Source organism: Neiella litorisoli (assembly GCF_014773395.1).
Classification (GTDB): domain Bacteria; phylum Pseudomonadota; class Gammaproteobacteria; order Enterobacterales; family Neiellaceae; genus Neiella; species Neiella litorisoli.
On record NZ_JACXAF010000034.1, the window covers coordinates 1 to 14,389 of the forward strand.

Below are 14,389 nucleotides of genomic sequence, written 5' to 3' on the forward strand. Positions count from 1 at the left end.
AAAAAAGTAATGTGGAGATCAGATCGAAGTTCACGGAAAAAGTTCAAAAAAATCCCCGCCAATTGCTTAGCGGGGATTTGTGTATAAGAGACAGGCTTTCGCGGGCTTTTTAGATCCAATTGGCGATCAGCTTGTCGCTGGCAATTTAGAAATCAGCAGAGCGAGGCGCACGTGGGAATGGGATCACATCGCGAATGTTAGCCATGCCAGTGACATAACTCACCAAACGCTCAAAGCCCAGACCAAAGCCTGAATGCGGTACCGTGCCGTAACGGCGCAGATCGCGATACCAGCTGTAATCTTCTTTGTCTAAGCCCATTTCGGCTAGGCGTGCATCAAGCACATCTAGACGCTCTTCACGCTGGCTACCACCGATGATTTCGCCAATGCCTGGGGCCAACACATCCATCGCCGCCACTGTTTTGCCGTCTTCATTCATGCGCATGTAAAACGCTTTAATGTCTTTCGGGTAGTTTTTCACCACCACAGGTGCGTTGAAGTGCTCTTCAGCCAGATAGCGTTCGTGCTCTGATTGCAGATCAATCCCCCACTCAACGGGGTATTCAAATTTCTTGTCACACTTGAGCAGAATATCGACCGCGTCGGTGTAATCCACTTGCACAAAATCACTGTCAACAAAACGCTCAAGCCGCGCCACCGCATCTTTGTCGATGCGTTGGGCGAAAAATGCCATGTCATCAGCACGCTCAGCCAATACCGCTTTAAAGGCGTACTTCAACATGCCTTCTGCTAGCTTAGCGACATCGTCGAGATCGGCAAAAGCCACCTCTGGCTCGACCATCCAGAATTCAGCTAGATGGCGGCTGGTATTGGAGTTCTCGGCACGGAACGTTGGACCGAAGGTATAGACCTTACTCAATGCACAAGCGTAGGTTTCAGCATTAAGCTGTCCCGATACGGTCAGGAATGACTCTTTGCCGAAAAAGTCCTGCTCAAAGTCGATTGCGCCTTTGTCGGTGCGTGGCAAATTCTCTAAGTCGAGCGTGCTGACGCGGAACATTTCGCCGGCGCCTTCGCAGTCACTGGCTGTAATAATTGGCGTGCTAACCCAAACGTAACCTTGTTCGTGGAAAAAGCGATGAATGGCTTGTGCTAAGCAGTTTCGAACCCGAGTCACTGCGCCACCGACATTGGTACGGGCGCGTAAATGCGCGTGTTCGCGCAGGTATTCCATGCTGTGACGCTTTGGAGCCATTGGGTAGGTATCAGGATCTTCAACCCAGCCGAGGACATTCACTTCAATGGCATTCAATTCGAATGATTGACCTTTGCCTGGTGATTCCACAACTTTGCCGGTAACGGCAACCGAGCAACCCGTGGTGAGTTTGGTTACTTCCGACTGATAATTGTCGAGTTCATTGGGCACTACGGCCTGAACGGCATCGAAACTTGAACCATCGTGGATGGCTAAGAATGAAATCCCTGCTTTGGAATCGCGACGGGTGCGAATCCAACCTTTAACTGTAATGACCGAATCAATTGAGTAGTCGCCGGCTAAAACTGCGGCAACAGTAGCATGCGTCATGAAGCAAATACTCCGAAATTGCTGTCTGCGTTCAAGATGAAAGACACACATCTTACAGGTAAGATAGCGCGATACCAATCAGATTGAGCCAATGGTTTCATTTTGTCATTGGTTTCAGTGGATTTGTTCGGCAAAATTATTGATTAAGCAGAAAAAACGGAGCGGCTATGGTGTGGGATGGAGTTGATCGGCGCAAGGGCCCCGATTGGCGTGTTCGAACACTGCAAGTTTTGGCAATCATCGCATGGCTACTGTTTATCGGTAGTTTGCTGCTGTTCCATTTTGCCCGCCCAGAAATGAACTCTGGCATTGCCCGTTACTATGAACTAGAAATTCGTCAGTTTTGGGAACCAAGCTATACCGGTCCATTGATGTATTTTGTCTGGAGCAGTTGTGTTGTCAGTTTGCTGAGCTTGCTAGCAAATCGGCAATTAAGTCGTCGCGCCGATGATACGCGTCGGTATAACCTGATCCTGCTCACTGTCATCACGGTGTCATTTGGCATACTGCTGACCGTCAAGCTACTCGGCAACAGTTAAGTAGTCCGTTCACTTATCAGATGTACAAAACCAATACGATGGTTTTGAGGAGATTAAATTGGCCATTGAACAAGCATTGGTACTGACCTTTAAAGACAAGCTTGCGCGCGATGTGTTGGTGATCCCAAGTTTGCCCGAAGTGGCGATGACTGTTTGTGAAACCGTAGAGCGGGACGACGTATCACTAAAAGAAATCGCTGATTTGATTACACGCGATGCTGGTATGGCGGCGCGGATGATCAAGATTGCTAACTCGCCGTTGTTTGGCGTGTCTCAGCGGATCAAGACTATCCATGACGCGGTCAACCGGATTGGCCTGACGGCGATTAAAAACATTGCCACCACCATGGCAATGGAGCAGCTATATGTCAGCTCTAACGAGCAGATCTATGAATTGCTCGAAGAGAACTGGAAGCGCGCCGTTAAGGTGGCCAGCAGTGCCGCCGCCTTAGCCACTATGTATCCCAATCGATTGCCATTTAATTCCGAACTAATCACCCTTGCTGGCGTTGTTCACAATATCGGGGCGTTGCCGATATTGCTTGAAATGGAACGGATGCCCAAGGTCAGCGCTGATGTCGAGGTCATTGTTCGGGTGGTTCAGTCACTACAGCATGAAATTGGCACTAAACTCCTCGCCGTTTGGGAATTTGATGAGACCGTCATTGATGCGGTAACACAGTTAGCCGAGCCCAAGCCAACCGACGGTGAAGCCTCGTTGGGTGACTTTATTTGTGCCGCAGTAATCGCTCAAGGCGGTTACCACGAACAAGACCAAGATGAGTTACTCAAGCCATTTATCGACAAAGGTATTGTCGCCGATAGTGATGTTTTCACTTCGCCCGATTATCTGACCCCCTATCGCGATACACTGAGTTCGTTTAACTAACAAATCATCATGCCTTCAATCCCGAGGGCTCATTTGCGATGGCATGGCGAAGTATCTTTGATTTGCAAAACAGCCACTTCCTAGCCATGTTTAACACTGCCATGATGTAGTTCAGGACAAGGAGCTTGCCAGTGGTGCGGTTGTTTATTGTGGGTTTGTTGCTGATTGTTAGCATGCTTCATTACCAAAGTGTGCGAGCGGCCGAGGTTTCTATTGAGCAACTCGAGCAGTTGATAGAGCGAACCCCTGCCAACAACGACGTTCTCATCGAGCGCTATCAACGAGCGATTCAGCTCCTTACCGAGCGCGATAATTTTGCCGCGGAAGCTGAGCAATATCGTCAGCAGCTAACTCAGTATCCCCAAGACATTGCGAATGCCAAAGTGCGACCAGTGGTTGATGAGCAGCAAATCGCTGACGCCTACCGAGACAAAGATCAAGAACAAATCAGTCGCTTGATTAAGTCATTAGAACAACAGATTGTGTTGACCCGCGAGCAAATCCAAAGCTTAGAAAACCAAGGCCGTAAGGTGCAGGCTCGAATGGTTGATATTCCCCGTGAGTTAGATGAAATCGTCGCTGAATTAGAGCGCGGTTATAGCGAACAACTGGCTATCTCTGGTGACGCCTTGCTGAATGAAGCGAGTCAATTTCAATACGATGCGCTGCGCGACATGCTGCTGGCCAAACAGCAGCTGATCCAGCTTGAATCGCAGGGTGTTAGCCAACGGATTGAGTTAAATCAGCTACAAATTGCGCAACAGAATCAAGCGTTGCTGAATCTAATGCGGCAGTTGCGCTTAGCCAATGACCGGCTTGCTCAATTGCGTCAGCAGGAGGCCGCTGAAGCACTGGCAGAGCTCGATCACGCTGCCAAAGTGGTGGCTGACGACGACCCTGAGTTGCAGGAAATCATTGCCAGAAATATTGAATTAACCCGCGAGCTAGAAGAGTTGCAGGCCACACAGCAATCGGCGCAATTACGCTATCAAGGGCTGCACGAACTGTCGGTGCAAATCAATTCGTTGTTGCGGGAGTTGCGTAAGGACATTGATCGGTTTGAGCCCTCGGTTGAGTTTTCCGATGCCATTGTTGAGCAGCTCGCCGCACTCAGTGGCTTACCGAATATCCAAGAATTATCGAGATTGCTCAACCAACTGCGGGTTGATAGCTTTTCTTACCGCAATGAGCAGCGTAAAAATCGGCAGAATTTTCAGTTATCCAAACGCAATGACGAGCGTGATTTACTCGATCTGCAACAGCAATTATTGACAGAGTTAATTGGTATCAATGGCCAGCTTGAAGTGTTATTGAAACAAGCGCTGGCCAATATTGATCAGCTCACCATCCGGCGCAGTGATCTTGAAGATCAAGCCTTCCGGCTACTCACCTGGATCCCAAATATGAAACCCTTGACTACGTCCGATATCCCGGATGTGGTCAGCGACTTTAAACGCATCGCCAGTGAGCTGGTCCACCAATGGCGACTATACAGTCATCGCCCCGGAGAGAGCGCTTTTCAGCTCGTGCTGTTATTGTTGCTGGCGGTGTATTTACAGCGATTTATTAGCAAGTATGACGCCTACATGAGCCGCATTGGCGACCGTATTGGCAATGTACGCCGCGACAAAGGTCATTACTCGCTCGCCGCGATCTTTGGCTTAATTGCTCTGGGTAGCTTGCTGCCGATGGGCGCTAAATTTTCCGATTGGTTGTCGCAAAATAGTCAGGTCATGATTCAGCAATTGATTTGGCTCACCACGATTGGCGCGAGTTTGCACTTGGTTGCACGGCAGCTGCGCAAGCCCCCAAGCGTGTTAATCCACCATTTTCGGATGAAGCCTGCCGCGATTCAATTGATCATGCGGCACGTGATCTGGTTATCGCCGCTATTTCTAACCGTCTTACTCATCTACAAATGGTTGGCAGATTGGAATCAACTCGCGCTGTTTAGTGCAACAGGGCGATTAATGCATTTAATCAACGCTGTGCTGCTGACATGGGCGACGGCTTGGCTGTTCCGGCTGGTGTCTAATTTGGTCCATGAGCGCGGTGATATCATGCGGTTGCCAATGCGAATGCTGTGGTGGTTCGGCATCGCAGTACCGGCGGCGGCCACTGTGTTGTTGTTGCTGGGCTATATCGTGGCGGCCCAAATGTTGCTAAAGGGCTACCTTTGGACATTGTTGTCTGCAATAACTATTTGTATTTCTTACTTTTTGGCGTTGCGCGGCCTTGCCATTCTCTATCGCCGTCTGGCTTTCGAACGAGCGTTAACGCGGCGCGCGCAAGCGCTCGCCAAGCGTGAAGAAAATGATGATTCCGCTGATCCTGCGATTGAAGAACCACAAGAGAGCTATATCGAATTTGATGACATTGGTGCGCAAGCGAGCAAATTACTGCGGACCACTTTCGTGCTGGCATTCTATTTTTCCCTATTACCAATTTGGAGCGATGCCTTTAATTCGCTCAGCGCTTTTAATGATCTCACCCTGTGGTCGGTGCAAAGTGTTGGCGCGCAAGGGCAACTCGAAACCACATCAATTACCGTTAAAGTGTTACTAACGGCGATTGTCACCGGAGGTTTTACCCTTGTCAGTGTCCGCAATATTCCGGGCATGTTGGAGCTGTTGGTACTCCAGCGTATGCAGTTATCTCCGGGAACTGGTTATGCCATCACCACCATTACCAAGTATGTCATTCTGGTGGTTGGGCTACTGGTGGTGGTCGGTGCGCTGGGTTTTGATTGGTCATCGTTGCAGTGGCTCGTGGCCGCATTGACGGTGGGCTTAGGCTTTGGTTTGCAAGAAATTTTTGCCAATTTCGTCTCCGGTTTGATTATCCTGTTTGAAAAGCCAATCCGGATCGGAGATACCGTGACCATTCGTGGCATGAGCGGCACAGTGACGCGGATCAATACCCGCGCGACCACTGTGGTCGACTGGGACCGCAAAGAAATTATTATTCCTAATAAAGCCTTTATTACCGAGGACTTTGTTAACTGGTCATTAAGTGACGCCATTACTCGGATCGTATTGCGCATTGGTGTGCGCCATGACTCCGATGTGCGCATGGTGACGAAGATGATTTTGCAAGCCGCTGATGAGTGCGAGATGGTGATCGATGAGCCAACACCAGAGGTGTTCTTGCTAGAGTACAGTGATAGTGCGCTGATATTTGAATTGCGTGCATTTACCAGTGACACCTCGCATCGGCTGCCATCAATTCATGAGATCCACAGTCGGGTCATTAAGAAATTCAATGCGTTGAATATTACGGTGGCTCACCCGCAGTTAGACATCCATGTTAAACACGCTGCGGGCATTGCCACTAACAACGGATAAAGCGATGCTTAGCCCAAGATAATGTGCGGCACGAAACGGCTGGTATCTTGGGTGATGAGGCTATTGTCCTCGCGAATGGTGAGTCCGGCGGCTTGGTTATCAATGACCCAGCTGCCGATTAAGGTGTGGCTGTCGGCAAACTTCGGTAGTGGTTGATAGGCTTGGTAAATATAGCCTTGGTCGCCATAGTCGCCGGCTGATTCTGCGATCAGCTGACTATCTTTTTCGATGCGAATATTGGCTCCTTCGCGGCTGAACAATGGCTTGCGGACGTGACCGCCATCGAGAGACGGATTGTCACTGGCAAAAAAGGCCGGTAGCAGGTTGGGGTGGTTTGGGTGGCGTTGCCACAATAGCGGCAAAATGCCCTTGTTGGATAAAACACTCTTCCACAGCGGCTCCAAAAAATGGCATTCGGCCTTGGGAATATAATGGCCAAAACTATCTTCGAACATCATCTCCCACGGGTAGAGCTTGAATAGCGCCTGAATTGCTGAGTCATCTTGCTGGACGAACTGTCCTCGGTCGTTAATGCCAATTTCATCAAGGTAGATAAAGCGCGTTGCAACGCCTCCTTGACGGGCACAATCTTCAAGATAGGCAACGGTACCGCGATCTTCATCGCTTTCGCGGCAACAGGTAAAGGTGATCGGCAAACTGCTTAAATCGGCGAATCTGGCGATTAGCTTTTCTTGAATGGAATTAAACTGATCGGCCTCTCGGGATAAGCGACCTGCATCCACCTGTTGTTGCAGCCAAATCCATTGGAAAAAGCCAGCCTCGTACACTGAGGTTGGGGTGTCAGCGTTGTATTCCAGTAGCTTCGCCGGAGATTTGCCATCGTAACTAAAATCCATGCGGCCATAGAGCGATGGATAGCCGTTGTGCCAGCTGTTGGCGATGGCATCCCAAAAATGCGGCGGAATCGCGAGTTGCTCCATTAACTCCTGGCTAGCGACAACATCACCGACCAAATCAAGACACATTTGATGAAGCTCTTCGGTTGGGGCCTCTAAATCTTGCTCAATTTGTTGCAGGGTAAATTGGTAATAGGCCGACTCGTCCCAATAAATGTCACCGTCAATGGTATGAAAGTTAAAGCCATATTCTGCTGCGATTTGGTCCAAGTTCGGGCGGACGGTAATTGGCACTCGAAGCAACGCTAGCTACCCCAGCTGCTGGAGCGTTGCCCAAAGCCGCCGCGATTGAGCGTTGCTGCCCGCTTACCCATGCTATTCGGGCGGCTGTATAGCGAAGCTTGTGAGGCTGACATTAGGCGGTTCGGTGCACTGCGCGGGCGAGTATCACCAACATTACCTGTTTTGACATTTTCAGCGGTGCGGAAGCTTGCTGGATCATCTGCTGAGCGATACAAGGGGCGCGAGTGCACTTGGCCGGAATTCAACCCAGCACCGACCGATCCGGCCAGCCGTGACATGAAAAAGCCAGCCATGAATGGCTGCCAGAAACTACCGTTGTGGTAACACTGATCGCGACCAAAGTCAGTCTGGCAATCATGGCCGTTTTGATACATAGGCGCATCCTGCGCCGCTTGCTGCTGTGCCTGCTGGTACTGGGCAACACATTCCTGCTCGGAAAACACTCGGTCATTGACGCATTCACTAATGTCCGAGTAATTGACAATTTCTTGTCGAGGCTCAGGAGAACAGCTGATTAAGCTGCCCGAGGCCGCGCCCATAATGGTCAGTTTTAGCCATTGTGATCGTTTCATCTGCAACCTCTAATAACTCATGCAAGCAGCATTTAGAATACCGGTTGCTAATGCCGCGCAGCCGAGAAATAAACCGGCAGCAATCTGATCATCATTGATTCGCTTGACCAAGTCAGTCATGTACCAGCGCACCGTCATGAAGGTCACGATTTGGGCGAGCAGGGCAACCACGGCCCAAATGATGTAGTCGATAATGCTGACCGAATGAATGGCAGCACTGGCTACCGGAATGGTGTAGCCGACCAAACTCAAACCGAAAGCGATGGATGCGGCTGCGTTGTTGTTGCGCATTAACGTCCATTCGCAATAGGGCGTTACTTTGCCATATAAGACGCAAAACAAAACGATAAAGCCATAGCCCACCACGAAGTAGAGAGCGAATGCTGGCAGTCCTTGCAGTGAATCAATAATCATAAAATCCGACTCCGAGAATGACTCAAGGGTGATTAGTGGACGCTATGTTACCAACAACATGGAGACCACAAAAGCGATGCCAATCAATCCAGCAATGACGCCCCAGCCAGTTTGCCATTAACGTCATGAAACTGTCACTGCCGCAGGTTAGAACTAGCATTAGGATCAACTAGGGATACGGCGACAGATGCTGAACTGGTTTACACCATCAAGCGAAAATATGACGGCAGTGAAGTGTGTCCGAGCGCTACGAGAGTTTGCCACCATTCATGAAGCGCAGGCGCTGGACCTAATCGAGCAGCTGGAGCGGCTCACCGGCCATCCGGATATTGCCACTTATTTACAGGACAATCAGTGGCGCCTGCAAATGCCAAGGACTGTAGTGCGCGACATTATGGCCGAAGTCAGGCTGTTACAGCAGCTCACCGATGACGACTCATTTACTGATACTGAGCATTAGTGGCGCTGTTGTTTGATAAAGCAGCAGTTGTTTCACTAATCACTAAACGGGTGTTGGCAAAGCTCGGCTGAGGCAATAGTCTAGACCGATTGTTGTCTTTTGGAGTCCCAGTTTATGCTGGCGGAATTGATTCAATCGCCCTTTTTTATTGTGGTGACCAGCCTCTCGTTATTGGTTGCCTTAACCGTTGGTTATTGGCTTGCCAAACGCCATGGCAGTCAACAGCAAGCTCTACTGCAAGCTGCTGCTGAGCAGACTGCCCAGCAGCATGCTGAGCTGCAACATGCGCTGCAGCAGCGTTACCAACAAGAGCAGGACAAGGTTGCCGCGTTACAGCTGCAACTGAGCGAACAACAGACCCGCCGCGTTGAATTTGAAACCAGCGACAAGTTACTGCGTGAGCAGCTGTTGTTGACTCAGGGCAAGCTGGAACAGCATGAATCGACGATTGCTGAACTTAGGGACAAACTAGAGCACAGCCAGCGTCAGTACGACACTTTAAAAGAACGCTACGCCAACCAGACTCAAGCCCTCGAAGAAAAACAAGCGTTGCTGCAGCAATCGGAGCAGCGTTTGAGTAAAGAGTTTGAAAACCTCGCGAACCGCATTTTCGAGCAGAAAACCCAAGCATTTCGGGTGAATTCTGAATCCAGTATGGAAGCCTTACTCAAGCCATTTCGTGAGCAAATTAGCGGCTTCCAGCAGCAGGTGTCAAAACAAGCTGAAACCGATCTGAAACAGCACACCTTGCTGAAAAAAGAACTCGATGATTTGAAAACCTTGAACCTTCGCATGTCTGAAGAAGCCACGAACCTTACTCGGGCACTAAAAGGTGACAACAAAACTCAGGGCAACTGGGGAGAGGTGGTGTTGCAGCGGCTGCTCGATCAGGCGGGCTTGACCGAAGGGCGAGAGTACGAATTGCAGGTGGCACTGAAAAGTGAGCAGGGCAAGCGCTACCAGCCCGATGTGATTGTTCGTCTGCCCCATGACAAAGACATCGTAATTGACTCGAAAGTATCGCTAACTGCCTATGAGCGCTTTATCAATGCCGAGTCAGACGGCGAAAGTACGTTGGCGTTAAACGAACACGTTGCTTCGCTTCGCAACCACATTCGAGAGTTGGGCAAAAAGAATTATCAAAGCCTTGAGGGCATTCGCAGCTTGGATTATGTGTTGATGTTTGTGCCGGTGGAAGCGGCATTCTTATCGGCAATTCAACAAGAGCCAGAGATGATCAAAACTGCGCTCGATGCCAATATCATGTTGGTTAGCCCAACCAATTTATTGGTGGCATTGCGCACTATTCACAATATTTGGCGAGTGGAACAACAGAATCAAAATGCGCAAGAAATCGCCGAGCGGGCCGGCAAGCTTTATGACAAGTTTGTTGGCTTCGTTGATGATCTGAACAAAGTTGATAACGCCTTGGCGCGAGTGAACAAAGAATTTGACGCCGCTAAGAGTAAGCTCTCCACAGGACCGGGCAACTTAGTGCGGCAGACTACCATGCTCAAGGAGTTGGGTGTTCGCAGCAATAAGCAACTCAGCAGCGAATTAATTGATAAGTCATAAAAAGAAACCGCCTGAACGGCGGTTTCTGGTATTTGTGGCACTGTCGACTTAGTCGTCGGTACGCTCAGTAGCGTAGCGGAAATAACTTGCTTTGGTGCTTGGTGCGGAAGATGACTTCACGCTTTGCGCCGCCGCAATCTCAGTGCGTTTGGTATTTTTCAAATAGCCTAAAACTTCGATAAAACCTGACATAGTAAACTCCTAGCTAACGATTCAGCATGGTTCACCAGGGACCGTATGCTGTTGATCACTGAATTAGTATTTGTGTGTGATCTGGATCTCAAATTACATAAAAGTGTGATGGAGATCAACTTTTATTTTTAGCCGGTGTCGTCCTTGCTAACAGCGCAATTAGGAGGGTGTCATTAGGCTAATATATTGATTTTCCTATTTTTATGTTAGGTATTAAAAAGCCGAGCAATGGTGCTCGGCTAATATAAAATTTTTATGGCAGAACTTTTTTAAAGGGTTTGACCATGACTTTGGCGTATACCCCAGCTTCGATATACGGATCTTGGTCGGCCCATTCTTGCGCCTGATCTAAGCTTTCGAATTCGGCAACCACTAACGATCCGGTGAAGCCGGCATCACCTGGGTCAATGCTGTCGATGGCAGGCAAAGGGCCAGCAATAAGCAGACGCCCCTCTTCTTTTAATAGCTGTAAGCGGGCTAGATGTTGCGCGCGTACTTTTTGTCGCAGCGGTAAACTGTCGGCGACATCTTCTGAGCAAATCATGTAATACATGCATCAGTCCTTGGGTTGTTCTAATTGTTCCTGGCCTTGTTCCTTCTGCTCTTTCGGCAGATAGCGCCAGATATAAAAGCCTTGTGCCACGGCGAATACTAAGGTCATCACGGTCAGTCCAAAGACCTTGAAATTGACCCAAGTTTCGAGTGGTAAGCTAAAGGCAACATAAACATTAAGTGCAGCGCAAAACAAGAAAAACACTGCCCACGCGTAACCCAATTTGACAAACACGTCATGGGGAAGTTGCAGTTCGCTGCCGAGCATGGCTTTGATTAATGGCTTGTTAAAGAACCATTGGCCAATTAGCAATGCCGCAGCCATAGCGCCGTAAATGGCGGTAACTTTCCATTTGATAAAGGCGTCATCATGGAAAAACAGTGTCATTGAACCGAATACGGTGACCATGACCAATGTGATCCAATGGATTTTCTCGACCTGATTCCAAATCCATTTGGCCGCAGCGATCTGGACAATGGTGGCGACTATCAACACCCCAGTCGCGGTGTATATATCATGCATCTTGTAGGCGATGAAAAACGCCAACAAAGGCAGGAAGTCAAATAGTTGTTTCATTGGCTTGCCTGTTGATTGTAAAGAACTGGCAGGCAGTGTACCCAGTTGTGTGGCGTTCGTCACCCTATTCAACGGCGCTAAAAATGTCTCAGAATATGACCAAAATGGATTAGTATAAGGCGCTGGTAAATCGTTCGTTGGGGGAAGTTGTGGCTAGTCTTAGCTCTTGGTTGTACGGCGAATTACATTCAATATCAACCGCTTTGGTCGCGTGTTTGATTGTTGTTTTAGGATCTGACATCAATCAGTTACTACGTAAAACCATGCGTCGACATCATTTTGTTGTCCGTACATCGGTATTTATTTTAATCAATGCATTTGGCTTTGGTTTGGCCATTGTTAAGCTGTCGCCAGTTGTTGCAGGGCAACTAGCGCAACTGTCGCCAGCATGGTTATGTGGTTTGCTGATTGGCTGTTTCATCTTTATTGGTTGTTGGGCACAGCGCAATCGTCATGTCTGAGGTTTGCCTGTGAATTGGGATCAGGTATCCTCAAAAAAATTTATCATTAAAAAGGAAATTTATATATGAAAATTCGTTCGTTGCTTTTGGCCGCAGTGACCGCGGTGATGGCATTGACGGGTTGTCAGCAAACGACGCACGTTGCCAGTGATCAACCGCGAATTGAAATTATCGATGAGCAGGCGCTGCAGTTTGTCTCTGAAACCACTCAGATTGAAGTCCTCGCAGAGGGATTTGAATGGACAGAAGGGCCGGTGTGGGTGCAGTCGCAAAATGCGCTGCTGTTCTCCGATGTGCCGGAAAATGTCATTTATCAATGGCGTCCGGGTGTTGGCGTCACCGAATTTCTGCGGCCATCGGGCTCCAGCGGTGTGTATGCTGATGCCAGTAAGCAAGGCTCTAACGGTTTAGCGCTGGATATGACCGGCCAATTGTTACTGTGCCAGCACGGCGATCGCCGAGTGTCTCGTTTGGCCGCGCCTTTCGAGCAAGCTGAGCCCAACTATCAAACCCTTGCGTCGCTTTATCAGGGCAAGCGTTTTAACAGCCCAAATGATTTGACGGTTGGCAAAAATGGCCAGATTTGGTTTACCGATCCACCGTATGGCCTGCCGCAGGGACAAAACAATACCGAGCAACGGGAATTGGATTTTCATGGTGTCTATCGATTGGATACCGACGGCAAAGTGACTTTGCTAACGAAAGAGATGACGCGTCCAAATGGCATTGCGTTATCCAATGATGAAAAGACGCTCTATGTTGCCAATTCTGATCCCAATAAAGCCATTTGGATGGCATGGCAAATCGCCGATGATGGCAGTTTAAACGACGGCAGAGTGCTGTTTGATGCCACGTTTCATCTGAGCACTGGGCATGGATTGCCGGATGGTTTAAAAGTGCACCCCTCGGGGGTATTGTTTGCCACTGGCCCAAATGGCGTGTTGCTGTTAACGCCAGAGGGTAACCATTTAGCGACGATTCACACCGTCACAGCGAGCGCCAACGTTGCCTTCAATCAAGATTTTTCGTCTTTGTTTATTACGTCGGATAATCGCTTACTGAGAGTGGCGATTAATCCGTAAGTGGTTTTTCAACCGGCTCGTTGTTGCTACTGGCTCTGCTGTCGCTTTCGCGCAGCAGGGCTTGGATTTCAGGCTGCTGCAAATCGACAGTGGTGATATAGGTCGCCTCGGTCAAAATAACATCGGGCAGGGCATGGCCCTGCTGTAGCTTTGATGCCGCCATGACTCCTTGATAGCCAATCAAAAATGGCCGCTGTAAAAACAAACTGTGCAGCTCTTGTTGGGCCAGTGACTTCAATAGCAACTTGTTCGAATCAACGCCGATGTGCACTATGGTTGACGGTTGCGCTAACGATTGCCGAGCTAATACAGCTGCAGTGGTCGTGGACTCGTTGGGCGTAAATAAGCCGGCCAATTGGGGCACACTGGCAATCAGCTGAGCGGCTTGTTGCGCAGTAGTTGCACCGCTATCTGCATCAGACTGCGGCGTATCAATGTAATCATCAAGTACCACAGTTAATCCGGCGACTTGGGCGCCATCAATGAAACCTTGCTCGCGCTCTGATGTTGAGCTGACCTGTTTATGCAATCGCAACAAGCCAACAGCCGATCCAGGCGGAAGCTCTGCCGCCATGGCGATTGCTGCTCGCTCCCCAGTTGCATAATTATCGGTTAAAATCGCCGTGGCGCGCTCGGCCGGAAAATCGCGATCGATAAAGATCGTGCGGATCCCCTGTTGTTTGAGCTTGGCGACATCCTGAGCCCGCTCAGGGCTATTGGGCGCCATGACGATGGTGGAACAAGCCATTGTTTGCAATTCATCGATCACCACGCGTTGCTGAGCGATGTCTTTGTCATCAAACGATGATCTCACTTCTAGCTTTAATTCGACCTCCGCAGCGGCTGCTGATGCGCCAGCCTCCACTTCTCGCCAGAACTGATCGCCACCACTGGCCGTGACTAGGCCGATGCAATCGGGAGTTTGTTGTTCGCTAGAGAGCAAGGCTAAGACCGCAATAAAAGCAGAAATCGTTGAGCTTGGCATGGCGTAACTAATTGGTGGTGTTGACGTAACCTTGAGATTAG

15 protein-coding genes are annotated in these 14,389 nt (G+C 49.4%); 7 read left to right on the forward strand and 8 right to left on the reverse strand.

Features of this window, described 5'->3' with window-relative positions:
* Positions 1-145 precede the first annotated feature (145 nt).
* Entirely contained in the window at positions 146-1,546 is a 1,401-nt protein-coding gene (asnS, locus tag IC617_RS17850; RefSeq protein ID WP_191146350.1) for an asparagine--tRNA ligase, read from the reverse strand.
* A gap of 167 nt (positions 1,547-1,713) precedes the next feature.
* Between asnS and IC617_RS17855 the strand changes: the two genes are divergently transcribed.
* The 3 genes from IC617_RS17855 to IC617_RS17865 all read left to right on the forward strand — a co-directional run bounded on the left by IC617_RS17855 (position 1,714) and on the right by IC617_RS17865 (position 6,318).
* Entirely contained in the window at positions 1,714-2,085 is a 372-nt protein-coding gene (locus tag IC617_RS17855) for a hypothetical protein (RefSeq protein ID WP_191146351.1), read from the forward strand.
* 58 nt (positions 2,086-2,143) lie between these two features.
* Entirely contained in the window at positions 2,144-2,974 is an 831-nt protein-coding gene (locus tag IC617_RS17860; protein ID WP_191146352.1) for an HDOD domain-containing protein, read from the forward strand.
* 134 nt (positions 2,975-3,108) lie between these two features.
* Positions 3,109-6,318 carry a mechanosensitive ion channel domain-containing protein gene (locus IC617_RS17865; RefSeq protein ID WP_191146353.1) on the forward strand — a complete coding sequence of 1,070 codons (3,210 nt, stop codon included), beginning with the start codon at positions 3,109-3,111 and terminating at the stop codon, positions 6,316-6,318.
* Between the two features lie 8 nt (positions 6,319-6,326).
* Here IC617_RS17865 and IC617_RS17870 read toward each other — a convergent pair whose 3' ends face one another.
* The 3 genes from IC617_RS17870 to IC617_RS17880 are packed head-to-tail and all read right to left on the reverse strand — an operon-like array spanning position 6,327 to position 8,464.
* Positions 6,327-7,478 carry a glutathionylspermidine synthase family protein gene (locus IC617_RS17870; RefSeq protein ID WP_191146354.1) on the reverse strand — a complete coding sequence of 384 codons (1,152 nt, stop codon included), beginning with the start codon at positions 7,476-7,478 and terminating at the stop codon, positions 6,327-6,329.
* 2 nt (positions 7,479-7,480) lie between these two features.
* Positions 7,481-8,050: a DUF1190 domain-containing protein gene (locus tag IC617_RS17875; protein ID WP_191146355.1), complete on the reverse strand. Its 570-nt coding sequence runs from the start codon at positions 8,048-8,050 to the stop codon at positions 7,481-7,483.
* A 9-nt stretch (positions 8,051-8,059) separates the two neighbouring features.
* Positions 8,060-8,464 carry a DUF350 domain-containing protein gene (locus IC617_RS17880; protein ID WP_191146356.1) on the reverse strand — a complete coding sequence of 135 codons (405 nt, stop codon included), beginning with the start codon at positions 8,462-8,464 and terminating at the stop codon, positions 8,060-8,062.
* A gap of 187 nt (positions 8,465-8,651) precedes the next feature.
* On the opposite strand from IC617_RS17880, the gene IC617_RS17885 reads away from it, so the two are divergent.
* Together IC617_RS17885 and IC617_RS17890 are read left to right on the forward strand one after the other, a co-directional pair.
* On the forward strand, positions 8,652-8,924 hold the full coding sequence (locus tag IC617_RS17885) for a hypothetical protein (protein WP_191146357.1): 273 nt from the start codon (positions 8,652-8,654) through the stop codon (positions 8,922-8,924).
* A gap of 114 nt (positions 8,925-9,038) precedes the next feature.
* The gene (locus IC617_RS17890) at positions 9,039-10,499 is read left to right on the forward strand and encodes a DNA recombination protein RmuC (protein WP_191146358.1); all 1,461 of its coding nucleotides are present in this window, start codon (positions 9,039-9,041) and stop codon (positions 10,497-10,499) included.
* Positions 10,500-10,547: 48 nt separating this feature from the next.
* Here IC617_RS17890 and IC617_RS17895 read toward each other — a convergent pair whose 3' ends face one another.
* The 3 genes from IC617_RS17895 to IC617_RS17905 form a co-directional block, all read right to left on the reverse strand.
* Positions 10,548-10,691 carry a hypothetical protein gene (locus IC617_RS17895; protein WP_191146359.1) on the reverse strand — a complete coding sequence of 48 codons (144 nt, stop codon included), beginning with the start codon at positions 10,689-10,691 and terminating at the stop codon, positions 10,548-10,550.
* 253 nt (positions 10,692-10,944) lie between these two features.
* Positions 10,945-11,244: a YciI family protein gene (locus IC617_RS17900; RefSeq protein WP_191146360.1), complete on the reverse strand. Its 300-nt coding sequence runs from the start codon at positions 11,242-11,244 to the stop codon at positions 10,945-10,947.
* A gap of 3 nt (positions 11,245-11,247) precedes the next feature.
* Positions 11,248-11,820, reverse strand: a complete 573-nt coding sequence (locus tag IC617_RS17905; RefSeq protein WP_191146361.1) for a septation protein A — start codon at positions 11,818-11,820, stop codon at positions 11,248-11,250.
* A gap of 149 nt (positions 11,821-11,969) precedes the next feature.
* Between IC617_RS17905 and IC617_RS17910 the strand changes: the two genes are divergently transcribed.
* Both IC617_RS17910 and IC617_RS17915 read left to right on the forward strand, forming a co-directional pair.
* Complete coding sequence (locus tag IC617_RS17910) at positions 11,970-12,281, forward strand: DUF3392 domain-containing protein (RefSeq protein WP_369410433.1); 312 nt, start codon at positions 11,970-11,972, stop codon at positions 12,279-12,281.
* 65 nt (positions 12,282-12,346) lie between these two features.
* On the forward strand, positions 12,347-13,363 hold the full coding sequence (locus IC617_RS17915) for an SMP-30/gluconolactonase/LRE family protein (RefSeq protein WP_191146363.1): 1,017 nt from the start codon (positions 12,347-12,349) through the stop codon (positions 13,361-13,363).
* Here IC617_RS17915 and IC617_RS17920 read toward each other — a convergent pair.
* Entirely contained in the window at positions 13,353-14,348 is a 996-nt protein-coding gene (locus tag IC617_RS17920; protein WP_191146364.1) for a substrate-binding domain-containing protein, read from the reverse strand. The two genes, IC617_RS17915 and IC617_RS17920, sit on opposite strands and share 11 nt — an antisense overlap.
* Between the last annotated feature and the right edge of the window lie 41 nt (positions 14,349-14,389).

Excerpts from the sequence above, each read along its gene's own strand:
- IC617_RS17915 (WP_191146363.1), top strand. The coding sequence starts at position 12,347 with ATGAAAATTCGTTCGTTGCTTTTGGCCGCAGTGACCGCGGTGATGGCA.
- IC617_RS17900 (WP_191146360.1), bottom strand. The coding sequence starts at position 11,244 with ATGTATTACATGATTTGCTCAGAAGATGTCGCCGACAGTTTACCGCTG.
- IC617_RS17880 (WP_191146356.1), bottom strand. The coding sequence starts at position 8,464 with ATGATTATTGATTCACTGCAAGGACTGCCAGCATTCGCTCTCTACTTC.
- IC617_RS17855 (WP_191146351.1), top strand. The coding sequence starts at position 1,714 with ATGGTGTGGGATGGAGTTGATCGGCGCAAGGGCCCCGATTGGCGTGTT.
- IC617_RS17890 (WP_191146358.1), top strand. The coding sequence starts at position 9,039 with ATGCTGGCGGAATTGATTCAATCGCCCTTTTTTATTGTGGTGACCAGC.
- IC617_RS17885 (WP_191146357.1), top strand. The coding sequence starts at position 8,652 with ATGCTGAACTGGTTTACACCATCAAGCGAAAATATGACGGCAGTGAAG.
- asnS (WP_191146350.1), bottom strand. The coding sequence starts at position 1,546 with ATGACGCATGCTACTGTTGCCGCAGTTTTAGCCGGCGACTACTCAATT.
- IC617_RS17920 (WP_191146364.1), bottom strand. The coding sequence starts at position 14,348 with ATGCCAAGCTCAACGATTTCTGCTTTTATTGCGGTCTTAGCCTTGCTC.
- IC617_RS17875 (WP_191146355.1), bottom strand. The coding sequence starts at position 8,050 with ATGAAACGATCACAATGGCTAAAACTGACCATTATGGGCGCGGCCTCG.
- IC617_RS17895 (WP_191146359.1), bottom strand. The coding sequence starts at position 10,691 with ATGTCAGGTTTTATCGAAGTTTTAGGCTATTTGAAAAATACCAAACGC.
- IC617_RS17905 (WP_191146361.1), bottom strand. The coding sequence starts at position 11,820 with ATGAAACAACTATTTGACTTCCTGCCTTTGTTGGCGTTTTTCATCGCC.